Origin of the sequence: Dulcicalothrix desertica PCC 7102, assembly GCF_003991905.1 — a bacterium.
In the GTDB taxonomy this organism is placed as follows: Bacteria; Cyanobacteriota; Cyanobacteriia; order Cyanobacteriales; family Nostocaceae; genus Dulcicalothrix; species Dulcicalothrix desertica.
Genome location: NZ_RSCL01000004.1, coordinates 464047 through 486889 on the forward strand (window position 1 = coordinate 464047; position 22843 = coordinate 486889).

The window sequence follows — 22843 nt, forward strand, 5'->3', positions numbered from 1 at the left end:
AGGGGCTGGGGGAGGGGTTTAAGTATACATATACGATTATAGTAATAATTTTATCTACGTTACTTAAAGTAAAATATGTTGCGGTCGTTACTGACTTGGTTAATTTTTATTTTTTAATTTTTAATTGATTTCCACCCACTATTATTGTGGACAGATTGTGGGATAATAAGCCGATTGCATACCCTAACTAGACAGAACCATCGTGGAATATACCGAATCGATGAACGACCTGGCGGATGCATTACAACAGCCAGTAGATTTTAACTTTGATCTTCCTGACCCTGAAGATGAGGCGATTTCAGAGTCGGAATTTCTTACTCAAGTAGATATCGCTTGGCAGGTATGCGACCGTTTTGACTTACAGACCGATATTTGGCGAGGACGAATCCTGCGCGCGGTTCGGGATAGAGAGAAAATTGGTGGGGATGGTCGTGGTACTGGGTTCCTGCACTGGCTCAAAGAACGCGAAATCAGCAAGAGTCAAGGTTATAACTGGATTCAACTGGCAAATAGTGCTGATACACTTCTTGCAGAAGGTAAGCTCGAAGAAAAATGTATTAAGAACTTTAGCAAGCGCGCGTTTATTGAAACTGCCAAAGCTGTACCAGAAGTTCAGCATATGGTGACTGAAGCCGCACAAAAAGGTGATAAAATAACTCGCCGTGAGGTAAAGCAGCTTACCGAAGAGTGGACGGCAATGACCAGCGACTTGTTACCCCAACCTGTTAAGGAAAAAGCTGCTGATAATTCCCTTCCTCCTCGCTATATTGCTCCTTTAGTTCGGGAAATGGAAAAGCTACCTGAAGTACATCAAGTTGTAATTCAGAAAGAAATCGCCGCTAACCCTGACTTAGATACAATAAAGTCTGCAACTACAGAAGCGCGTAATTTAGCTAAGTACCTCAAAGCTTCTGCCCAAGTTCAAGCATTGACTCAGCAAGATGTAGATATTGAGACAGCTTTGTTAGAAGCACAGCGTGTGGGATGTTTAAATACTGCTGCTGATTTAGTTAACCAAGCATCTCAGCTTGAACAAATCATCGGTAAGCTTTACATGACTTGGAAGCGTGTTGGTAATTTGGCTGACCGTTTGTATGTTGATACAGGCGCCAGTACTCCGCAACTGCGTGGGTTGTTGGAATGCATAGAACCGCTTGGAAGTCAACTTATGACTATTCAAATTGGTAGTCCGAACGAACGGACTGTTAGGTTACAGATACAGGAGGAGGAAAATTAGCAACGGATGTAACGGATGTAACGGATGTAACGGATGTAACGGATAGTTTTTTTGTGAAAAACTACGTTCTGCCTCTGTGGTCTCTGTGTCTCTGTGGTAAAGATAATTACTATAGAGGCACAGGATAAATGCATATAATGAGGTATGTTTGATGAGAGAAAGTTGGGAGAGAAAGGCGCCTTGGTTGAATTTAAATATTGATTCTTTAACTGAATTGATACAGCCTGTTTTTAAAGGTTGTCGTGTGATTTCTGCTCAAGCAACTCAAGGTGGGTTGGCTAATACTAATTATCGATTAGAGTTATCGAACGTTACCAGTCCTATTTTAATTCGGATATTTTCTCGCAATAATGGCGCCGCACGTAAAGAGTTTGCGATTAATCAATTTGTGAAAGGCTGTGTTCGTGTTCCTGAATATTTTTATTTTGCTGATTCTAATTCAATTACAGGTCATCCATATGCTTTGATGGAATGGATTGATGGATATATGTTAGATTCGGTTATTCAATCAGCGAATGCAGAAGATATTGGTAAAATTGCTGCTTCTGTAGGTTGTGTACTGGCTAATATACATTCGTTTAAATTTAAACAAGCTGGATTTTTTAATAGTGAATTAGAAGTAGCACAACCCGTTGATATGGGTAGTAAAGGATTTTTGAGTTTTGTTGATAAAAATTTGATTAATGGTAATGGATATAAGCATTTAGGTGATGAACTGACGCAGCAATTTTGGAACTTTTGCAATACATATGCGTATTTGCTTGATGATATTGATTGTAGTTCCAAGGCGCCTTGCTTGGTTCATTCAGATTTTGGCGGCACAAATATTTTACTTAAACGAGGTATAGCTAGTTGGACGATAGGTGGAGTGATTGATTGGGAGTTTGCCTATAGTGGTTTTTCAATGGCTGATATTGGACATATTTTACGACCACCTTTAGATGTTTTAGCTGGATGGGAAGATTTTTTTATTCAAGGTTATGTTGATAATGGTGGCTTATTGCCGAGTCAGTGGCGCCGTGTTAGTAAGTTAGTAGATTTGTTAGCTTGGGTTGATTTTTTGAATCGAGATGTTAGTAGTACAGTTATTAGTTCAGCAAAGCAGGTTTTAATAAATACCATGAATTGTTGGTGAGTATGTTGGGTTGGGTGGAGGAACCCAACCTACTATCCGTTACATCCGTTATATCCGTTGCTAGTTTTTGATTCCTGTTGCGGCGATGCCTCGAATAAATTGGCGCTGACCAATTAGAAATAGAATCATTACTGGTACAGTAGCAATTGTTACTGCTGCCATCATCAGTGACCAATTGTTGGTAAATTGTTCCTGAAATTCAGCGAGTGCTAGTTGGACTGTTCTTAGTTCGGGTCGAGTTGTAAATACCAATGGTTTGAATAAGTCATTCCATTCACCGATGAAGGTAAATAAGAATAAAGTTACTAAAGCAGGACGCGCGAGGGGTAACATTACTTGCCATAAGATTTGTAGTCGATTGGCGCCATCTAGTGCGGCAGCTTCTTCGAGTTCGACTGGAATAGTCAGGAAAAATTGACGCAGTAGAAATATTCCAAACCCGTTTACTGCTGTTGGCAATATTAAGGCGCCGTAGGTGTTAATTAAATTTCCAGTTTTCAATACCAAGAATATTGGTATTACAAGCAATTGGAATGGTATTACCAATGTAGCGAGTACTATTAATAACAGGGCTTGCTTACCGCGAAATTTTAATCTCGCCAGAGCATAACCAGCCAAAGCGGAGGTAATAATTTGAAATGCGGTGACAGATAAAGCTACTAGTGTTGAATTCCAAAATGCTAAAAGAAACTTACCTCGCTGCCATGCGTCACCATAGTACATAAGTGACCAACTTTGCTTAAAGGCGTTTCCTGGAGCTGACCCACCTGAAGCAAACGAGGTAACGAAAACAATGATTAGCGGTAGTAAGACGATAAGTGCTAGAAGTAGAAGTACGCAATAGCTAAGAATATCGTGGTATTTAGGATTCAAGCTTGGTTTTGGCATTATTCTATAATCTCCCAAGCATTTATTCTAGTGTCATCTGTAAAAAATAGTTCCCTGCAGAAGCTAATCTATAACATAGTGACTTTGTTAAGTTAAATTAAATCACAGTGAACATAAAAGCTATCAGCTCCGCGCTATCAACTGTTAGCCGGATTGTATCAAATAAATCACATCACAGGAGTGAGCATACTATGTCACAGGTGGCAGAATTAGGACTCGATTTTAGCAGTGAAGTCTATAAAGACGCTTACAGCCGCATTAATGCGATTGTAATCGAAGGCGAACAAGAAGCACACGAAAACTATATAAAATTAGCCGAAATGCTTCCTGACCATAAGGATGACTTGGTTCGCTTATCGAAGATGGAAAGCCGTCACAAGAAGGGTTTTGAAGCTTGTGGTAAAAACCTTCAAGTTACACCTGATTTAGAATTTGCAAAGTTGTTTTTTGCTGGTTTACACCGCAACTTCCAAGAAGCAGCGGCAGAAGGTAAGGTTGTTACTTGCTTGCTAATTCAATCGTTAATTATCGAATGTTTTGCAATTGCAGCTTACAACATATACATTCCTGTTGCTGATGATTTCGCCCGTAAAATCACTGAAGGTGTTGTTAAAGATGAATACTCACACTTAAATTTTGGCGAAGTTTGGCTTAAAGAAAACTTTGAAGCATCTAAAGCTGAACTTGAAGAAGCAAACCGCCAAAACCTGCCTTTAGTGTGGAAAATGCTCAACCAAGTTGAAAACGATGCCGAAAATATGGCAATGGAAAAAGACGCTTTGGTTGAAGATTTTATGATTCAATACGGCGAAGCACTGAGTAACATCGGCTTCAACACCCGCGATATCATGCGCTTGTCCGCTTACGGTCTCCGCGCCGCCTAAAACAAGTGCTGAGTAGAAAGTGCTGAGTGCTGAGTAAAATCAAACTCAATACTCAGCACGACTCACTCAGCACTCATAACTCATTAATTTATTTACCCACGCCCAGTATCACAGTACATGTTTGGTCTAATCGGACACTTGACTAGTTTAGAACACGCTCAATCGGTAGCCCTCGAGTTAGGCTACCCTGAATATGCCGACCAAGGCTTAGATTTTTGGTGTAGCGCGCCACCTCAAATAGTTGATAATATTACTGTCACTAGTATTACCGGACAAAAAATTGAGGGAAGATACGTAGAATCTTGCTTTTTGCCGGAAATGCTTGCTACACGTAGGATTAAAGCGGCTACTCGTAAAATATTGAATGCAATGGCTCATGCCCAGAAGCACGGCATTGATATTACTGCTTTGGGTGGGTTTTCTTCAATCATTTTTGAAAACTTTAACTTAGAGCAACTTCGTCAAGTCCGAAATACAACCCTTGAGTTTACACGATTCACAACTGGTAATACTCATACTGCCTATATTATTTGTCAGCAGGTTGAACAAGCTTCCAAACAAGTCGGTATTAATTTATCGGAAGCTACGGTTGCTGTTTGCGGCGCCACTGGTGATATTGGTAGTGCTGTTTGCCGCTGGCTTGACGCAAAAACCGATGTTAAGGAGCTTTTACTCATCGCACGTAACCAAGAGCGTTTGGAACACTTGCAAGCTGAGTTGGGACGCGGAAAAATCATGGGGTTAGAACAAGCGTTACCCGAAGCTGATATTATAGTTTGGGTCGCGAGTATGCCCAAAGGGGTAGAAATTGACCCAGCAACCCTTAAGCAGCCTTGCTTACTCATTGACGGTGGCTACCCAAAAAATATGGCTACAAAGATTCAGCAGTCTGGTGTATATGTCCTGAATGGTGGAATCGTCGAACATTCCTTGGATATTGACTGGAAAATCATGAAAATTGTCAACATGGAAATTCCAGGACGCCAATTGTTTGCTTGTTTCGCGGAGTCTATGCTTCTAGAGTTCGAGAAGTTGCATACTAACTTTTCTTGGGGACGCAATCAGATTACTGTAGAAAAAATGAGTCGCATCGGTCAGCTTTCGCTTAAACACGGGTTTAGACCGCTTTTGGTTTCATGAGGAATGGAGTTAGGAGTTAGGAGTTAATAATTCAACACAAGTACTCTTTTAACTCTAGACTAATATTTCCCAACTCCTAACTCATAACTCGTACAGACGTGTTATCCGGAGGATTTTCCGCTCGTGATTAATCACGTCTCTACAAACTTTCAACTTGTAACTATTGATTTTTAAAGATGGCAACTACTGAGCGTAAACCACTACTGCTAGATTTTGAGAAGCCGTTGGCAGAATTGGCGACCCGAATAGACCAAATTCGGCAACTTGCTGAAGAAAATGGCGTGGATGTTTCTGGTCAAATTCGTCAGCTAGAAGCTCGTGCAACCCAACTGCGAGAAGAAATTTTCAGTAGTTTATCTCCATCACAGCGATTACAGGTTGCACGTCATCCACGTCGCCCTAGCACTTTAGATTACATCCAGGCAATTAGTGATGAATGGATGGAGTTACATGGTGATAGAGGCGGTTTTGATGACCCCGCGATGGTTGGCGGTGTTGGCAGGTTAGATGGGCGCCCTGTGGTAATGTTGGGGCAGCAAAAAGGACGGGATACTAAGGATAATATTGCCCGTAACTTTGGTATGCCTTACCCAGGTGGTTATCGTAAGGCGTTACGGTTAATGGAACACGCTAACAAGTTTGGAATGCCAATTATAACTTTTATTGATACTCCTGGCGCCTGGTCTGGTGTCGAAGCTGAACATCAAGGTCAAGGTGAGGCTATCGCTTATAACTTGCGTGAAATGTTTAGCTTTGATGTACCGATTATTTGTACTGTTATTGGTGAAGGTGGTTCCGGTGGAGCTTTAGGGATTGGTGTTGGTGATAGACTTTTAATGTTTGAGCATTCGGTTTACACTGTTGCAACTCCCGAAGCTTGTGCCGCCATTCTATGGAAAGATGCCGCTAAATCTCCTCAAGCTGCTGTTGCACTCAAAATTGTTTCTCATGACCTGTATAGTTTGGGTATCGTTGACCAAATTTTATCTGAGCCAACTGGTGGCGCCCATTCCGACCCTCTCAAAGCCGCGACTACTCTTAAGACCGCTTTAGTTGATAATTTAGATGAACTTTCTACCTTGACTTCAGCACAACGGCGCCAGTTACGCTACGAAAAATTCCGCAAAATTGGCGTTTTTACTGAAGTTGAACATTGAATATACTCGAGTAAACTTTTTTTGTTATAATTGCCTATGGAAAGTTACTTTTCTTAACGAATCTTAACCTTCCATAGGTGTCTTAGTACATAAGTTCGATTTGATTGTTTACTTTACTCAACTGTCTATCAGAATTAGTGAGTAAGTGATGTAGCGTCAATGGGAATGAAAATCAAACTGTAACCACTAACAGGCTTTTAGCGATATGGATTGCAAAATTTATGAAGAAAATGTATTTGATTGCCTACACTTAGAATGTATTAATTTGAAAGGATAGCATCTGTTTAGAAGTTATTCAGGAAATTTTTAGAATTGCTTAATCTATATAACCAACCGCGATACACACATTAGACCTCAAAATCGAAAGTTCTGGGTCTCTATTTAGAGAGAAAGAACTGGTGACAAGAAGTCTGTTTAATGGCGATGCGTTTGGGTGGCCAAACAACTGGAGACAACATGATTGTCGAGCATAAACGACGCGCCCTTATAACCGGAGCAAGTAGCGGAATTGGAAAAGCAACAGCTTTAGCCTTTGCAAAAGCGGGTATAGATGTTGCTTTACTTAGCCGTTCTCTCCCAAAACTCACAGCAGTAGCTGAAGCTGTGCAACATGCAGGAGTAGAGGCAAAAGCATACGCAGTGGACTTAAGCGTTGTTGGCGAAGTCCAAGAAAAAATGCAACATATTGCACAAGATTTTGGTAATATTGACATTCTTGTAAATAATGCTGGAATGGCATATACAGCCGACTTGAGCGAAACACCTTTATCTGACTGGCAACGGGTAATTGATTTAAATTTAACCAGCGTATTTGAATGCATCAAGGGAGTTTTGCCCAGAATGCGTGTTCGCGGCACGGGTACAATTATTAACGTCGTTTCAATCGCGGGTAAACAAGCTTTTCCAAACTGGGGCGCCTACTGCGTTAGTAAAGCTGGTTTGTTAGCGCTGTCACAAACATTAGCACAAGAAGAGCGTAAGCACGGTATCCGCGTCACAGCACTTTGCCCAGGTTCAGTAAATACAGAACTTTGGGACACCGAAACCGTTCACGCGGACTTTGACCGTTCTAACATGCTCACCCCAGAAATTGTTGCTCAATCAATTCTTTACACTGCGCTACTGCCTTCTGGTGCAGTCGTTAATGAATTAACTCTTATGCCAAGTGCTGGAGTTCTTTAAGTCGTGCTGAGTAGAAAGTGCTGAGTGCTGAGTATTTACTCGTAACTTACAACTGTTAACTCATGACTCTCAGTCTTTTCCTCAGCACTCAGAACTCAGCACTCAGAACTATTCGACAGAAACATCACATAACACTTACATCATGACTATAGCTCGTTCCAACGGCTCTCAATCTCCACTAATTCCTGATTTGACTGATATCATCAGTACTAGACCCGACCGTAATACCCATAACGGTAAGACACCTGATTTGCATCCACCTACCCCAGAGCATATGGAGCAAATGCAGGACGCGGTAAGAAATATACTTATAGGTGTTGGCGAAGACCCGGAACGTGAAGGACTGCTCAAAACTCCAAAACGTGTAGCAGAAGCTATGCGCTTCTTGACGAGTGGTTATAGCCAGTCGCTTGAAGACCTAGTTAATAATGCCATTTTCGATGAAGGGCATAACGAAATGGTATTGGTTCGTGATATAGACTTTTTCAGCTTATGCGAACATCACATGCTTCCGTTTATGGGTAGAGCGCATGTTGCTTATATCCCTAACCAAAAAGTTGTTGGACTTAGTAAACTTGCCCGCATCGTCGAAATGTACTCGCGTCGTTTGCAGGTGCAAGAACGTCTTACCCGTCAAATTGCCGAAGCTGTTCAAACAATTTTAGAACCCCAAGGCGTTGCTGTAGTTATGGAAGGCGCCCATATGTGCATGGCTATGCGTGGAGTTCAAAAACCCGGTTCTTGGACTGTTACAAGTGCCATGCTTGGTGTATTCCAAGACGAACAAAAGACGCGCGAAGAATTCTTCAACTTAATTCGTCACCAACCATCATTCTTTTAATAGTTCAAAGTGCTGAATGCTGAGTGCTGAGTAAGAGGAGTTAGGAGAAAGAAGTTAGGAGTAAGAAGTTAGAAGTTAACGTAATTATTTCCCACTCAGCACTCAGCACGAGCGCACTCAGCACGAGCGCACTGTTAACTGTTCAAATAATTTTGCGACTTTATCTAAATCTTTATCTGCTGGCGCCTTTTCGACACCGCTCGATAAGTCAATCCCGTTTGGTTTGACTTTATTTAATGCTGAGGCAATATTGTCTGGTGTTAATCCTCCTGCTAAAAACCAAGGGCGACCTGGCTTAAATTCCTCAAGGATGTTCCAATCTAGAGTTTGACCAGTTCCACCTAACTGTTGAGGATGATAAGCATCTAATAACAGGGTATCAACATAATCAGTAAAAGTTGCCGTATTATCTAAATCTTCTACATTACGTATTCTTAATGCTTTAATTATTTCAATTCCTGGCAAAATTTCACGTACTTGTTTGCAAAATTCTGGAGATTCATTACCGTGTAATTGCACTCCTGTCAATGCAGAATTATTTGCTATAAATGCTATTTCTGTAGGATTTGCATTGGCAAAAACTCCGATTTTATCTATATGAGAGGGTAATTTTGCTACAACTAATTGAATTTGCTCTAAGGTAACGTAGCGTGGGGAAGATTCGACGCAAATAAATCCTAAAGCAGTGGCGCCATTATCCGCAATAGCTTGACCTTGTAATGGGTCACGAATTCCACAAATTTTAATTCGCATATAAATTTTAAGAATTTAAGAAACGTAGTTAACTTTACTGTAATTCTAAATAAATAAAGAATATTGGCTTTATTTACTATAAACTTTTATAATCTTTCTGATTATGATAAGTTTTCACTCTGAGGAGAAAACCGCGCTTATGTCTTCAGTTTTACTAGCAGTTGCAGCTAACGTTCCCGCAACACCCGTTTGGAATCCAACAATTGGATTGATTATCAGCATATGCTCGTTTGTTGCGCTGCTGCTCACCTTAAAGATTGAAAGACCAATGGTTGGTCCAAAAATGCCGTTACTACCTATGAGCATTCCTGCATTTGTAGCTGCAATGTGCTTTGGTCATGTTGTCGGTATTGGTATCGTTTTAGGACTGACTAACATCGGTACATTGTAAAGTACAGCACATTTTGCGGCATTTGTAATTCTAACTAAAGGGGGAGGTCATTTCCTCCCCTTAGATGGAAGATTGAAGTCTTTATCCGAACGAGCATTAAGAATGAGCTTATGTTCGTGTAGGAGAGAGAACTGTGTTTTCCACATTTATATCTACTTTGACATTTAATTTTGTATCGCTTTTGGCGGCTGTTCAACCAACAGTTCCTAATAGCGCTGTCGAATGGGACTGGACTGGCACTTACATTATTGTTGGCGCCAGCTTATTAGCTCTTTTAATTATTCCCAGAACAATTGAAGAACCCCATGTAGGTAATAAAATGCCATTACCTTTCCCTTCGCTGTTCAATAATCCTAGTGTTGGTACATTTCTCGCAGCAATGGCTACTGGTCATATAGTTGGCATAGGCGCCGTTTTAGGTTTAACAAACCTTGGTGTTCTTTAGTTAATTTTGAATCAAATATTTTATATTGGTTGTAGAGACGTTACATGTAACGTCTCTACATTTTTACATGTCGTTAAAATAGCTCTAGCGCAATTTTCACAACTTCATTTAAATTAATTGGTGAGCGCAATGTGTTTGTTAAAACCTGCCTTTATTGCCTGCTGCTTGTTCAGTTGCCCACCATAAGCAGTTACAGCTATAGCTGGAATAGATTTAGTTTTCTCTGATGCTCGAATCTTTTATATCATAGCTCATTATGCATATTGTTTTCATTGATTTTATATAAATATAATCATGTTTAATCGCGACTGTATTGGTTATTAATTGGTTATTAAACGCCAATATGAGCGTTAAGGTTCGCAAATCAACTACTAAAATATTTAAAGAGCTACAATTGTTTATAGATATATGAAATCCAACGAAGTGTATTACTACACGCTTTGACAAACTGTAGTACGATTAAGTATAAAGACATACTACTTAATTAATACAATTAGTAATATTTATTAAACGGAAAACATCATGCAAGTAAATTGGAAAATAGGGTCTTTGTTCGGAATACCTTTATTTTTAGACCCGTTGTGGTTTGTAGTTTTTGGGTTGGCAACGCTAAACTTTGGTTTTGCTTACCAGCAATGGGGCGCCAGCTTGGCTTGGGGCGCCGCAGTGATAATGTCATTACTGTTGTTTGGCTCAGTTGTGCTACACGAATTAGGTCATAGCTTGGCTGCAAAGTCACAAGGTATTAAAGTTAACTCGATAACCTTATTTTTATTTGGTGGAATTGCGGCAATTGAAGAAGAATCAAAAACTCCAGGTAAAGCTTTTCAAGTTGCCATAGCAGGACCACTAGTAAGCATTGGTTTATATATAGTACTGCAATTAATATCAAATGTGTTTTCTGATACTTCACTTACACATAGCATACTTGGAGATTTAGCACGTATTAATTTAGTGCTAGCACTATTTAATTTAATTCCTGGTTTACCGTTAGATGGTGGACAAGTATTGAAAGCAGCATTATGGAAAGTAACAGGTAATAGATTTCAAGCAGTGCGAGGCGCCGCTTTATCGGGAAAAATTATAGGATACACTGCAATTGCGGCTGGTTTAGCAGTTGATTATTTTACAAGTGACTTAGGAACAGGATTATGGATTGCATTATTAGGGTGGTTTGGAATTCGTAACGCGACAAGCTACGACCGTGTTACAGTTTTGCAAGAGACACTATTAAAAACTAAATCTTGCGAAGCAATGACACGCGACTTTCGTGTTGTTGACGCAAACCAACCACTGCGTGCGTTTGCCGACTTATATTTATTAGATTCCAATTCACAAATTTACTTCGCTGAGTCAGATGGACGCTACCGAGGTATGGTAAACGTTGACAACTTACGTCAAATTGAACGCAGCGAGTGGGAAACCAAAACCTTAGAAGCAATAGTTAACCCCCTTTCAGAACTTCCCACCGTCGAAGAAACAGCCACACTAGTAGAAGTAATCAATAAACTCGAAGACGAAAAAATTCTGCGAGTAACAGTACTTTCACCAGCAGGCGCCGTTGCTGGTTTAATAGACAGAGGAGATATTATCCAAGCATTAGCAAAAAAACTAAAATTAAAAATTAGCGATGCTGACATCAAACAAGTCAAACAAAATGGAACCTACCCGCCAGGACTACAGCTAGGAGTAATCGCCAAATCCACAACAAAAGAGTAAACATCTTGTAAAATAAACATCTTGTGGAATGGGCATCCTGCCCGTTCCAACATAAAATACTAATACAGAATATTTACTCGAAGAAAGTGCAAAATAATCGTCTCACTCAACAAATACAATTCATCTTAGAAATCGACAAACTCAAACACATTCTTCGCCAAACACTACTAACCGATAGTTCCCGTCGAGAAAATACCGCAGAACACTCATGGCACATCGCCATGATGGCAATAATTCTATCCGAATACGCATCACCAGAAACAGACATATCACGTGCTATCAAAATGTTATTAATCCATGACATAGTAGAGATTGACGCAGGTGATACATTCTGCTATGACATACAAGCAAACTTAAACAAAGCTCAACGTGAAATTGAAGCGGCAAATCGCATATTTGGGCTTTTACCAGACGACTTAGAATCAGAACTAAGAGAAATTTGGGAAGAATTCGAGCAACAAAACACACCAACAGCTAAATTTGCCGCTGCATTAGATAGAATACAGCCATTTTTACATAACGGACAAACAAAAGGTGGAACTTGGCGCCTACATAATATAAGTCGCGAACAAGTCATGAAACGTATGGCGCCTGTTGAGGAAGGTACACCCGAACTATGGGATGCGATACAGCAAATGATTAATGATTTTACTGAGGCTGGATATTTGAAAGCATAAGTTGCATTTTATCCTCTGATAAAGGCTGAATATCAAATTGTGTATTAAAACAATTACTTGCAGCATCAACTAAAGCATTAATAATTGTTTCAACATCAAAATTTAAAGACAACTGCCCAAAGCGTGATTCTTCACCAAAAACCTGAGAAAATAATTCGATATCAGGTTGTAATTGTATGGTGCCATGTTGCAAAATAGCATTCCCCTTTCGTAACTGTGCGCTACCAATTAACTTATATCCATCATTAGTAACTAAATCCGCGCTTGTAGCAGTACCAAAACAATTCGGATTATGAATATAACCACGTCCTGCCGTACCATAATGTAAATCGACACCAAGCTGTTTCCAGCCAGCAATTAAAAACTCACATATTTTTTGATAAGCTTGCATCCGAGTCCCACCCAGTCCAGATGTTATCACAGCATAAGTTAAATCACCTTGATGTAAAACAGCCCTTCCACCTGTAGGACGTTTAACTAAATCAAGTTTTTGTCCCTTCCAAATAATATTTTGCCAATGCTCAGGGTACTTATGCTGGTGATAGCCTAAAGAAATAGCGGATGGCGCCCATGTATAAAATCTTAATACAGGTGGACTACCCAATAAATGTTGTTCTAACAACCATTTATCGATTGCCATTTGGATAACACCAGATGCTTCAATTAAAGGAATTAGGCGCCAGTAGTTCAAAATCAAGATTAGGGGCGGGTTTACTTATATTTTACTAAATAAGGGAAATTTAGGTTAACCCGCCCGTACTGGAATTTATTGCGAATTCAGATTGTAAAGCGTCATCGTTATTATCGGCAATAGTTGCCACAACAGTGATTAACCGCGACACCTCACCAGCTGACAACTCACCCAAAGTACGGGTAGCCAGCACAACAACCTGATTTTCGATTATACCAAAACGTGATTCAAAGGTGCTGGAACAATTCATCTCAAGCAGCTTCCGCATTAATTTAGGCTCATCTTTTGCTGGTAACTTGAGAACCACAGCCCAAACAGTTATTGTATCTTCAGTACTTGCACCCGTTAATTGTACAAACACTTCAACACTACCATACTTAAACTTCCAGAGATGACCACCTTCAGGAGGTTGACTCACCATTGCGCTGTCATCTTGTTCAAGACTATCAATAACATTCTCAATAACCTCTACATAGTTAATTGATACACCCTCTGTCAATAACTCCGTCGCTCCATCAGTAGTATCTAGATTCGTTTGGTAACTTGTCATACAATTAGGCGCCTCACTTTATGGTTCTACTACACCTACTTTATAACCTGCTTGTCAATACAGATTGAAAATTGGCAACGGATATGAACGGATGTAACGGATGGGTCATGAAACGGCTAAAACTACATCACCTTTTTGGAATGACACTATACAGGTTCTCCGTCTTGAAGGGTATATATATCTGGCTCACCATGCAAAAAATGAAAATAACCTCCATTTTGAGCAAGATTCATTAATTCTTGAGTCGATGGCTCCGAGGTATCAAAAAATAAATTTTGCTCTAATAGCTTACGTTCTTCGTGAGAGAGACATCTGTTACTGTCACGTTTGTTTCAATGGCTCTCATGTTACTTTCTCCTATCTTTGAAAAATGAATTTTTTTAGCAACATAAATTATTATTTGTATATCGATTTTAGCGCGTCTGACTGCGGGTGCTTTTAGTGTAGCCCTATAGGCACCTGTTCTCCTACTTAAGGCAATCATAAAACGATTACATGCGGATTGAGATAATTGTAGAGACGTGATTAATCACGTCTCTACTGGTACAATGTTACACAATTATGCTTTCCATTAAAACGCCCCACATTATCTATGTTTGTGCAAGCTGTGCCTAGTCGCGATGTTCGTCAGCTGGGTATTAACCCTAATCACTGGTATGTTGTCGCGTGCAGTTCGGAGATAAATACTCAACCTGTAGGTGTAACTCTATGGAAGCAGGATATTGTTCTTTACCGAGATAGTGAAGGACAAATTCACGCACTGGAAGACCGTTGTCCACATCGCCAAGTTAAATTAAGTCACGGTAAAGTCATAAATAATACTATTGAGTGTGCTTATCATGGCTGGCGCCTGAATGAAAATGGTAACTGTGTAGAAGTTCCATACTTAGCCGAAAATCAAAAATTACCCAACTGTAAAATTCGTCGTTACCCTGTTATTGAACAAGATGGTTTTATCTGGTTATTCCCTGGAGATGTTGCAACGTTACAACCACAACCAATGGGTCTTCCTGAATGGGGACATTTGAACTATATTGCAACTGTTTCTGTAATTCACTGCAAAGCGCACTATTCATATTTAATCGAGAACCTGATGGATATGTATCATGGGCATTTACATGAGGACTATCAAGCGTGGGCAGAAGCGGAACTTCGAGATATAAATGAGAATGAGAATCGTGTAGACGCTCATTACACGGCGCAAAGTTACTATAAAATAGATAAAATCTGGTCGATATCGCAGTTATTATTTAAAAAATTACGGCGCCTGCATCCAGAACCTTTAGATGTAAGTTATATTTACCCACACTGGGCTTCAACCTTGGGACAAGATTTTAAAATATATTGTTTGCTATGTCCGATTAGCGAGACTGAAACCAAAGCGTATTTAGTTCACTTTACATCGTTAAATGCATTTTGGCGCCTGCATAAGTTGCCGATATGGTTTCGACGCTTTATTAAAGATAGCTTATTTGGCGCCGCACAGAAATTACTGGATGGGTTGGTAGAGCAAGATGTAAAGATGATAGAAGAAGAACAACTAGCTTATTTACAAAATCCTGAAAGGAAGAACTACGAGTTAAACCGCGCGTTAGTTAGCGTGCAAAGATTAATGCAAAGTCAACTTGGCAACGGATAAGAACGGATGTAACGGATGGTTTATTTTAATTAACAAGATTTTGTTTGTAACGAATAACTCATCCGTTACATCCGTTGTATCCGTTGCCAAATTACTGTAACTGGCAGAGCAATAAACCAAACCAGTTGTTGGTATCAGTCCAAACTTTTTGAGTTATTAAACCATGTGTGCTTAATTGCTGCTTAATTGTGGCAATATCAAATTTCCTTGAAATCTCAGTCATGATAGTTTCACTAGCTTTAATATCAACACTTATATTGAGCGCTTCTAGTTTGACATTTTGAGACTTTAATGAACGCAAATGCATCTCTATCTGATTTTCAGTGTCATTATAAAATGCAAAGTGTTCAAACTGTGTTGTATCAAAGTTTCCGTTATACAACCAGTTAATATGCTCTAACATATTTAAGTTAAAAGCTGCGGTTACACCTTGACTATCGTTGTAAGCAGCTTCTAAAATATGTTTTGGTTTTTGTAAATCGATACCTAACAAGAAGTACTCACCAGAATGCAAAGCTTGAGTAATTTGTGAGAAGAACACTTCTGACTCTTGCGGATTTAAATTACCCAAAGTACTGCCAATAAAAGCAATAATTCGCGATGGTAACTGTTTTGCTGGAAGTTCATGTAAAGCAAGTTCGTATGTTCCAGCAAGAGCGTTAATTTCTAAGGTTGGATAATCAAGTAGTAATTGTTTGGCACTGTTTTCTAGCATTCCAGCACTTACATCTATAGGTAAGTACCGTAACGGCAAACCAAGATTTTGATAAGCATCAAGTAAAATTCGGGTTTTTGTGGAGCTGCCACTACCTAACTCGACAAGTTCACACTCTTTGGTAATTTCTGCTATGTCACTCGCACATGCTTGTAAAATTGCAGTTTCGGTTCGTGTGACGTAATACTCTGGCAATTCACAAATTTGCTCGAATAAATCAGAACCTCTATCATCATAGAAATAACGTGGAGGTAACGTTTTTGCTGTTTGCGTTAACCCTTTCACCACATCACTTCCAGCAGTCGTTGTTAGACTTGCAGTTACAGAACGTAGATGTTGAATTTTCAGACGTTTTTCAATTTGTTGCTGCATAGCCTGACTGCTGTTAGTATTAGATATCGTCATTTACCCTCCGAATACGTTGTTATATTCGCTACTTGTAAGTAATTTATTCAAGCATTCTGAATAGTGAAACACAAAGCAATGTCTCAAAACATCACGCTTGAGCTAGATTGACAGAGATTAATGAGTATTTTAATTAATTGCTTGCACAGCGAAACCCTGCGAAAATTTGCCGAACATGGGGATAGTACCAATTTCGGAAACTCGCACGCATTGCCATTGGTCGTGTTGCCCAACTAGAACCTTTAAGGACTTTATGTTTGTTATCGAAGTAAACTTGGGAGTAACCAATATATGGATAATATTCAAACCCTTTATAGCCATCAAACCAAGTATTAGTCCATTCCCACACGTTACCTAAAGCATCATACATTCCATATGCGCTTTGTCCTTTGGGGTATGCGTTAACTGGAGTTGTTTGATAGATATTAGAAGAAGGTGCAGCGCAATTGCAAAATTCCTGCGTTGGTTCTTCCTCTCCCCACGGGTATGTGCGACTATACTTTGCTTGTTCATCCCAGCGTGCAGCTTTTTCCCATTCTGCTTCTGTTGGTAGTCGTTTGCCTACGAATTTTGCATAAGCTTCTGCTTCATAATAACTCACGCCCATGACAGGATGATTATCACAGGCGCCATCATTACACCAATATAAAGGTTGGTTCACTTGCTTGTGTTGTAACCATTCCCAGCCTGCATCAGACCAATACTGAGCTTTTTTATAACCTCCAGATTCCATAAAATCACGATATTTTCTCGAAGTTATTGGATACCTGTCTATAAAATAGGTGTCCAAATACACTGTATATGCCGCGCGTTCATTATCTAAAGCATTTGCAGAATTACTCCCCATTTCAAACTCACCCCTAGGAATTTTAATTTCGGGAGAAAGAGTAAGAGGTAACGGGGAAGGTATGGGAAGGGGGTTTTGATAATTAATTAATTTCAAAACAATGCAAGCAGTTTCGCAGTGTTGACTTTCGTGTTGAAGTAAAAATCGCCAAAGTCTTTCCTGCGGTTCTATATCTACAACCTTTAAATAATCTAGTACTTTCTCACGAACAGCATTGAGGTAATAACGAGTTTCTTCAATAGTGGGTAACTGGACTCGTTCCGATTTTGGCAAACCATCTGCTGCATACAGTTTACGATATTGGGGAAACATTGGCTTTTGATTGGCGCCGCGTTCCAATAACCAAAGTGACTCAGTGTAAGCAATATGCCCCAAATGCCAACCCACAGGACTAAAATCAGGATGAGCTAAACAGCGAAAAGTTTCCTCGTCCAAACTATCTAATAGTTCTAATGTTTGCGTGCGACACTCCTGAAACCCACGTATGAAATAATCTTTTAAGCTAGATTTGCAATAGTTCAATATCACACTCTTCTCCCACACTGATAATGCTGTTCTCTGGACATGGTTGCCAATTACCAGTAAACAACGGTTCCGACGCAATAATTACGGAATTAGGAAAATTTGCGTCATCTTGAACCCAATAAAGCGTAGGTGCTTGTTGTTTGACTGCGTAACGTGAAGCAACTAGTCGCTTACCATCACTGACAACCAAATTGGCTAAAATAGAAGTGTCATAACTAAACGCCATTTCTTGAAGTTCAAGCAGTGTTACATGTAAAGCTTGTTCGATAGTTTTATCAGGATTGGTAGTGAGATGATTCAAAATCATTGCAAAAATATGCTCAGAGTCTGTAGTGCCACCTATCCAACTGTAGATTTCATCGGTTAAGTTTGTACGCATTGGTCGGTATAAAGTTTTCTTGAACTTCTCAACACGACCGTTATGGATAAATGATAAATTCTTGTACTTAAACGGTTGTGCATTGCTCATATCAAGCGCTTGACCTGATGTTGCACTACGTATATAAGCCAAGATATTGTTTGATTCAACGTAGCGGCTGATACTTTCCAAGTTTGTATCATTCCAAATTGGTATGATGCTTTTGTAGATAAAAGGCTCTGAACCTTTTTTTAAATCATACCAACCAATACCGTAACCGTCGGCGTTTACAGTACCTTGGAGCATTTCGCGCGGTTTATAGCTTTGGACTATCAAAGAATGTTCTGGTTTACACAGAATTGACTCTAGATTTACAGGGGTACCAATATAAGCAAGTAAACGACACATACTTTAAAATCATTCCTTATAATTCGACATGTTACGCCTTATTCCTGAGAAGCCCCTGAATATTAGATAAGTATTTATCTCAGTATCTTTACACAAGTTTACATTTTAATGGCGCCAGTCTAGCTTGGAACCCATCGTTAGAAAGAAGTCGTCTTAACAAGAATATGGTAATCAGTAAGGATGTAATGAGTAATGCAATTGCCGTAATTTTCCCTTACCGACACAATGGAACTTGGGTATTCGACGACGAAAGAGTTGGACTTATGCAAGAACCATTTGTCAGTGGAATTCCTGAAATGATTGACATTTTGGTTAAAGATATTTCTAACCTTGACGAAGGGTTTAAACTTTTGTTTTCAGGTAATCCTTTTCCTGGGTATCAAGCAGAGTTAATATGGCTACGCGAAGAGTATAATGGACACTGGTATTTGTGGGGTGAAAAAAAGTTAGAAGGATGGCTTTGTCCTGCTTTATTTAAATACTTTGAGACCCAGCCAAACAGAATTTATTGCAAAGCTGAAAGTCTTTATCGATAAAGTAAATTTAAATACAATTTACAAAGGTATTTTTTTGTATTGCGTTTCAAATAAAGATACGGCATATTTATTTTTTATGTGATGTATCTTTGGGTTGAGGAGATAATTAGAAATGGCGCCAATTAAAACTTTTATTTTATCGCTTATTGGTACTACTTTGACTGGACTAGTTATAAGTGCTTTTGATCTAGCCATTGCCCAAAAGCCTCCTGTACAAAAACAGTATTGTAAAACCTGGCAAGATGTCAAATCACAAATTCAAATGATATACATGGGTTCTGTTGGCGCCTCAGTAGTACCCGACATGCCAAAACGTTTTCAAAACGGTTGCGTATATGGTGATCATGGCGCCTACACTATTTCCCTATATGTATTAAAAGATGACTTTAAACCTACAAATATAAGACTTGACAATGAGATACTTTTAGATTCTTCTATACCTAGAATAAACGGCGCCGACCCCAATATAGAAAGACAAATCAAAAGAGGTAATATCCTACATTTTTTCAACGTTTGCGCCTCAACCGGAACCGCAAGCTTTTGCAAAGGTATCCCCAAAAACACATCCTACTCAAAAGATGGCTTAACCTGTTTAAATAACCTTTGTATACAAGCAATAAACGTGCCAGAAACAGAATTAATAACAATCTGGAATAACGCCAAAAAATAGAACAAACAAAATATGTAGGTTGGGTTTCCCTTCAGCGGAACCCAACATTATAACCATAAACTAAAACGTACCCCTAATTGCAGCATAAGTCAAAGTAATTATAATTGGCACAATAATAGGGATAGCAACAACAAGCGCTGTTTTACTAAACCTAATTTCTTGACCATCCATTTTCATCAGTCCAATAACAGCACCGACTCCCATCAACACCCAAATACATCCAAATACGATAAATATTGTAAATACAGAATTATCATTCATAAATTTACCTACTGAAATTCCTGATTTTAACGCTACTATTTATAATTATATGTTGTTTTAAATGTGTATTAGTAGGGTGGGCAATGCCCACCTTACAACTTCCAGACTTATGACATAAAGCAGTGGTACTAAACTATAATTTAAAATTATTGAGGCACCGTATTACTTTGAGGTACAGTACCAGATGTACCCGGAGTGTTAATGCCTTGTATCAACCCAGCAACTCGGTAATTGGTCAAGCGACTAGCAGTATTAAAGTGGTTACTAATAATTGGCAAACCTTTATTAGCGACTCCAATCAAATCTTGGTTTTGTCCAAATGTAGCTTCACGCTGATATATAGCAGTATTCTCTAAGTGAGCATTAATACCTGCTTCTTGAAAAAACGCTTTATCAAAATTCTCACCTCTTAGTTGAGACATGCGTGCGGAAAGAGCTTGGTTTTTAGCATTCGGAGTAATTGGAACAGTAACACCTAATTTGGGTGCAATACGGTTTAAGTTATTTCTGACATCAACCTGTTCATTAATTTCTGCCTGTGCAAACTGTTTAACAGCAGTATTATTTGAACGCTGTAAAGCCAATCTACCTAAACTAATCCCAGCCAAACTAGCTTGACCCGCATCTTGGACATACTGCCTATCTATTGCATTGAGTTGGTTATTACGTGCGGGTGCAGTACGATTAGTTTGAGCATTAACAAAATTATTTCCAGGCAACGCAGTACCAATCAGCAGCGATACCAACAACCCAACAGCAACCAAACCAACGCTAGTAAGAATTCTCCTAATCATCTATCAATACTTTGTTATCACATTGATTTTTAAGCGTGCGCTTCTCGTGATAAACTTTTATCTTTGATTTTGATAGAAGCTTTGACCTCAGAGAAACTGCGCTAACTCAAATACATATGTTTTTCGCTACAGATTCCTCTGTCTTAGGTTTTAGCTAGAAAACCAAACGCTAGATAGTGGCGCCATTATAATAATATCTAAAATTTACATAAACCAATTTAGATGGCTGCTGTATCAATCCTTACTCTCAGATTGGCGCCGTTGATAAGTTTTAGCTACAGTTGTGGAGTTTCCTCTGCGAAAAACTAAGTTATTTTACGAATACGAATACTTTTTGATGTAATAACGGTAAAAGCCCCTAATAATTGATTTGGGTAGGCACTGATTGCATTAGTAAGTATTTCGGCTTTATCAGCAGGTGACAAACCAAACAATCTAATTAAGATAACGCCTGCGGCAATGCGACCCAAGCGAAAAACTAGCTCACCGAAATCTTTATCGAATGTCAATAATATTGCGCCTTCCCTATTTGCCAAATCCAAGACTTCATCATCAGAAATTCCTGGTTCCATTTCAATGACATACAATACGGTGTGGCCATCAAGCCGCAATCGTTCAACTATCTGGAAATCTAAATTTTCGTCACCTAGAAATTTCAAGAAGCTTTCTCAACAGTTGGATAGACTACATCATATCGTAAAACCTGAGCAGCAAATGCTAAAGCTGCTTGAATCCCCTCACGAGTAAGCCTTGGATGAGCTTCAAGTATTTGCTCAGTCGTTTCTCCCGCAGCAAGTTTTTCGAGAATTAGCTCAACTGTGAGACGTGTTCCCGAAACTACTGGTTTTCCCATCATGACTTTTGGGTCGGATACAATTTTTTGGTTTTGCATTGGCGCCGCTTACCGATACCTTTTATTTAATTATCCTATATGTTACCTGGCGCTTTGAACTCGCAGCTAAAATCAAAGTTATTAATTAGTTAACGACACATTCGATTATGGAATCTACATTTAGCTGGAAACCAGAGCCAGCGTTGTTACAAAAGTTAATAAATTTGGCTGAGTCTACAGGTCAGGCACCGGAAGAAATTGTAACCGAAGCAGTAAAATTATATCTTGACAAGCAATCAGAAAAACCTGTTATAGAAAAGATAGTTTTATCTGAACGCGATTGGGATATTATGGTTTCAGCTTTAGAAAATCCTCCCGAAGCTCCGGAAGCACTAAAAGTAGCAATTAAAGAGCATCAAGATAAATACGGCAAATGGTAATGTTACGTTTAGTACAATATTTTAACTGGTAAATTGGAAACACTTGTAGGAAGTTCATTAAGAGGATTTTCAATCGCCAATCGATTCAGGTATAATAATTGGCCCACAACTCGATGAAAAATTTAAATCAATTCTTGTAGCATTTAACTCTATAGCACCTTTTATAGCGAGTTCAATTTGATTATACGTCTCTATTCTATAATTCATAGTAAGCTGTTATTTATGAGTTTTTTCAAGATAAATCCCTTGAAAATGAAGATTTAAATTATTGTAAACCACAACATCTAAAATCCAAATGCAAGAGCATCTAACATGTATTTACTTTTATCCTGTCCAACTTCTAAATAAATTTCTAATAATTCTTCATAGGCGCCTGTTCCCCCTACAATATTCCAAAACTCGTCACCAATGATAACAGCTTCATTAAAAGGTGTATATTTCTGTGCAAATGAGTACTTATAACTACTTCTGGTCATTCCGTAAGGATTATAGGGCATTGCGTAGAAAGCTTGTAATTCTGGGCGATTCTTGCCTTGTAACAAATGAAATTTTAGAAGACGTTGTGTTACTTCCAAGCACTGACCCTTGTTTGGTTTGGGAGATTTAATTTCAAATAAGAACTCTTTCCCGTCTTTCGCAAGGATATATAAGTAAGTCGGCGCCAATAAACCAAACTATGTAAAGATATATAAATACGGAAATGCATCTACATGAGGTAACACA

27 protein-coding genes are annotated in these 22843 nt (G+C 39.1%); 15 read left to right on the forward strand and 12 right to left on the reverse strand.

Annotated elements, in window-relative coordinates; translation table 11 throughout:
• Positions 1-220 precede the first annotated feature (220 nt).
• Positions 221-1237: a hypothetical protein gene (locus tag DSM106972_RS11290; protein ID WP_411675299.1), complete on the forward strand. Its 1017-nt coding sequence runs from the start codon at positions 221-223 to the stop codon at positions 1235-1237.
• 151 nt (positions 1238-1388) lie between these two features.
• Positions 1389-2372, forward strand: coding sequence for a phosphotransferase family protein (locus DSM106972_RS11295; protein ID WP_127080778.1), 984 nt, complete (start codon positions 1389-1391; stop codon positions 2370-2372).
• A 60-nt stretch (positions 2373-2432) separates the two neighbouring features.
• Here DSM106972_RS11295 and DSM106972_RS11300 read toward each other — a convergent pair whose 3' ends face one another.
• A complete protein-coding gene (locus DSM106972_RS11300; protein ID WP_127080779.1) occupies positions 2433-3260 on the reverse strand; it encodes a carbohydrate ABC transporter permease in 828 nt (275 codons plus the stop codon).
• 191 nt (positions 3261-3451) lie between these two features.
• Between DSM106972_RS11300 and DSM106972_RS11305 the strand changes: the two genes are divergently transcribed.
• The 5 genes from DSM106972_RS11305 to folE all read left to right on the forward strand — a co-directional run bounded on the left by DSM106972_RS11305 (position 3452) and on the right by folE (position 8464).
• Positions 3452-4144 (forward strand): aldehyde oxygenase (deformylating), encoded by a 693-nt coding sequence (locus tag DSM106972_RS11305; protein ID WP_127080780.1) that lies wholly within the window; start codon positions 3452-3454, stop codon positions 4142-4144.
• A gap of 117 nt (positions 4145-4261) precedes the next feature.
• Positions 4262-5284: a long-chain acyl-[acyl-carrier-protein] reductase gene (locus tag DSM106972_RS11310; RefSeq protein ID WP_073623606.1), complete on the forward strand. Its 1023-nt coding sequence runs from the start codon at positions 4262-4264 to the stop codon at positions 5282-5284.
• Between the two features lie 176 nt (positions 5285-5460).
• Positions 5461-6441 carry an acetyl-CoA carboxylase carboxyltransferase subunit alpha gene (locus DSM106972_RS11315; protein WP_127080781.1) on the forward strand — a complete coding sequence of 327 codons (981 nt, stop codon included), beginning with the start codon at positions 5461-5463 and terminating at the stop codon, positions 6439-6441.
• Between the two features lie 456 nt (positions 6442-6897).
• Complete coding sequence (locus DSM106972_RS11320) at positions 6898-7623, forward strand: SDR family oxidoreductase (protein WP_127080827.1); 726 nt, start codon at positions 6898-6900, stop codon at positions 7621-7623.
• A gap of 142 nt (positions 7624-7765) precedes the next feature.
• On the forward strand, positions 7766-8464 hold the full coding sequence (gene folE / locus DSM106972_RS11325) for a GTP cyclohydrolase I FolE (protein ID WP_127080782.1): 699 nt from the start codon (positions 7766-7768) through the stop codon (positions 8462-8464).
• Between the two features lie 117 nt (positions 8465-8581).
• On the opposite strand, the gene DSM106972_RS11330 is transcribed toward folE, so the two are convergent.
• Complete coding sequence (locus tag DSM106972_RS11330) at positions 8582-9217, reverse strand: phosphoribosylanthranilate isomerase (RefSeq protein ID WP_127080783.1); 636 nt, start codon at positions 9215-9217, stop codon at positions 8582-8584.
• A gap of 139 nt (positions 9218-9356) precedes the next feature.
• On the opposite strand from DSM106972_RS11330, the gene psaK (DSM106972_RS11335) reads away from it, so the two are divergent.
• From psaK (DSM106972_RS11335) to DSM106972_RS11355, 4 genes are all read left to right on the forward strand, one after another.
• Complete coding sequence (gene psaK, locus DSM106972_RS11335; RefSeq protein ID WP_127080784.1) at positions 9357-9608, forward strand: photosystem I reaction center subunit PsaK; 252 nt, start codon at positions 9357-9359, stop codon at positions 9606-9608.
• A gap of 133 nt (positions 9609-9741) precedes the next feature.
• Positions 9742-10053, forward strand: coding sequence for a photosystem I reaction center subunit PsaK (psaK, locus tag DSM106972_RS11340; protein ID WP_186538844.1), 312 nt, complete (start codon positions 9742-9744; stop codon positions 10051-10053).
• Positions 10054-10575: 522 nt separating this feature from the next.
• Complete coding sequence (locus DSM106972_RS11350; RefSeq protein ID WP_127080785.1) at positions 10576-11772, forward strand: site-2 protease family protein; 1197 nt, start codon at positions 10576-10578, stop codon at positions 11770-11772.
• An 86-nt stretch (positions 11773-11858) separates the two neighbouring features.
• Positions 11859-12449 carry an HD domain-containing protein gene (locus tag DSM106972_RS11355; protein WP_127080786.1) on the forward strand — a complete coding sequence of 197 codons (591 nt, stop codon included), beginning with the start codon at positions 11859-11861 and terminating at the stop codon, positions 12447-12449.
• Here the strand turns inward: DSM106972_RS11355 and DSM106972_RS11360 are convergent.
• Positions 12421-13089, reverse strand: coding sequence for a lipoate--protein ligase family protein (locus tag DSM106972_RS11360; RefSeq protein ID WP_127080829.1), 669 nt, complete (start codon positions 13087-13089; stop codon positions 12421-12423). The two genes, DSM106972_RS11355 and DSM106972_RS11360, sit on opposite strands and share 29 nt — an antisense overlap.
• Before the next feature lie 100 nt (positions 13090-13189).
• Positions 13190-13690 carry a YbjN domain-containing protein gene (locus DSM106972_RS11365; protein WP_127080787.1) on the reverse strand — a complete coding sequence of 167 codons (501 nt, stop codon included), beginning with the start codon at positions 13688-13690 and terminating at the stop codon, positions 13190-13192.
• 592 nt (positions 13691-14282) lie between these two features.
• Here DSM106972_RS11365 and DSM106972_RS11375 point away from each other — a divergent pair.
• Entirely contained in the window at positions 14283-15329 is a 1047-nt protein-coding gene (locus tag DSM106972_RS11375) for an aromatic ring-hydroxylating dioxygenase subunit alpha (RefSeq protein ID WP_127080788.1), read from the forward strand.
• Between the two features lie 91 nt (positions 15330-15420).
• Here DSM106972_RS11375 and egtD read toward each other — a convergent pair whose 3' ends face one another.
• The 3 genes from egtD to egtC form a co-directional block, all read right to left on the reverse strand.
• The gene (egtD, locus tag DSM106972_RS11380; RefSeq protein ID WP_127080789.1) at positions 15421-16449 is read right to left on the reverse strand and encodes an L-histidine N(alpha)-methyltransferase; all 1029 of its coding nucleotides are present in this window, start codon (positions 16447-16449) and stop codon (positions 15421-15423) included.
• 133 nt (positions 16450-16582) lie between these two features.
• Positions 16583-17824 (reverse strand): ergothioneine biosynthesis protein EgtB, encoded by a 1242-nt coding sequence (egtB, locus tag DSM106972_RS11385; protein WP_127080790.1) that lies wholly within the window; start codon positions 17822-17824, stop codon positions 16583-16585.
• Positions 17799-18587 (reverse strand): ergothioneine biosynthesis protein EgtC, encoded by a 789-nt coding sequence (gene egtC, locus DSM106972_RS11390; protein ID WP_127080791.1) that lies wholly within the window; start codon positions 18585-18587, stop codon positions 17799-17801. Before egtC ends, egtB begins: the two co-directional genes overlap by 26 nt.
• A gap of 164 nt (positions 18588-18751) precedes the next feature.
• On the opposite strand from egtC, the gene DSM106972_RS11395 reads away from it, so the two are divergent.
• Together DSM106972_RS11395 and DSM106972_RS11400 are read left to right on the forward strand one after the other, a co-directional pair.
• A complete protein-coding gene (locus DSM106972_RS11395; RefSeq protein ID WP_325052179.1) occupies positions 18752-19123 on the forward strand; it encodes a DUF6717 family protein in 372 nt (123 codons plus the stop codon).
• Between the two features lie 112 nt (positions 19124-19235).
• Positions 19236-19793: a hypothetical protein gene (locus tag DSM106972_RS11400; RefSeq protein ID WP_127080792.1), complete on the forward strand. Its 558-nt coding sequence runs from the start codon at positions 19236-19238 to the stop codon at positions 19791-19793.
• Positions 19794-19853: 60 nt separating this feature from the next.
• On the opposite strand, the gene DSM106972_RS11405 is transcribed toward DSM106972_RS11400, so the two are convergent.
• The 4 genes from DSM106972_RS11405 to DSM106972_RS11420 form a co-directional block, all read right to left on the reverse strand.
• A complete protein-coding gene (locus DSM106972_RS11405) occupies positions 19854-20054 on the reverse strand; it encodes a hypothetical protein (RefSeq protein WP_127080793.1) in 201 nt (66 codons plus the stop codon).
• Between the two features lie 146 nt (positions 20055-20200).
• Complete coding sequence (locus tag DSM106972_RS11410; RefSeq protein ID WP_127080794.1) at positions 20201-20848, reverse strand: DUF4142 domain-containing protein; 648 nt, start codon at positions 20846-20848, stop codon at positions 20201-20203.
• A gap of 305 nt (positions 20849-21153) precedes the next feature.
• Complete coding sequence (locus DSM106972_RS11415) at positions 21154-21507, reverse strand: DUF5615 family PIN-like protein (RefSeq protein WP_127080795.1); 354 nt, start codon at positions 21505-21507, stop codon at positions 21154-21156.
• Positions 21504-21740, reverse strand: coding sequence for a DUF433 domain-containing protein (locus tag DSM106972_RS11420; RefSeq protein ID WP_127080796.1), 237 nt, complete (start codon positions 21738-21740; stop codon positions 21504-21506). The genes DSM106972_RS11415 and DSM106972_RS11420 overlap by 4 nt, the downstream gene beginning before the upstream one ends.
• A 107-nt stretch (positions 21741-21847) precedes the next feature.
• On the opposite strand from DSM106972_RS11420, the gene DSM106972_RS11425 reads away from it, so the two are divergent.
• Positions 21848-22120, forward strand: coding sequence for a type II toxin -antitoxin system TacA 1-like antitoxin (locus DSM106972_RS11425; protein WP_201800706.1), 273 nt, complete (start codon positions 21848-21850; stop codon positions 22118-22120).
• Positions 22121-22404: 284 nt separating this feature from the next.
• Here DSM106972_RS11425 and DSM106972_RS11430 read toward each other — a convergent pair whose 3' ends face one another.
• Entirely contained in the window at positions 22405-22785 is a 381-nt protein-coding gene (locus DSM106972_RS11430; protein ID WP_127080797.1) for a TdeIII family type II restriction endonuclease, read from the reverse strand.
• Between the last annotated feature and the right edge of the window lie 58 nt (positions 22786-22843).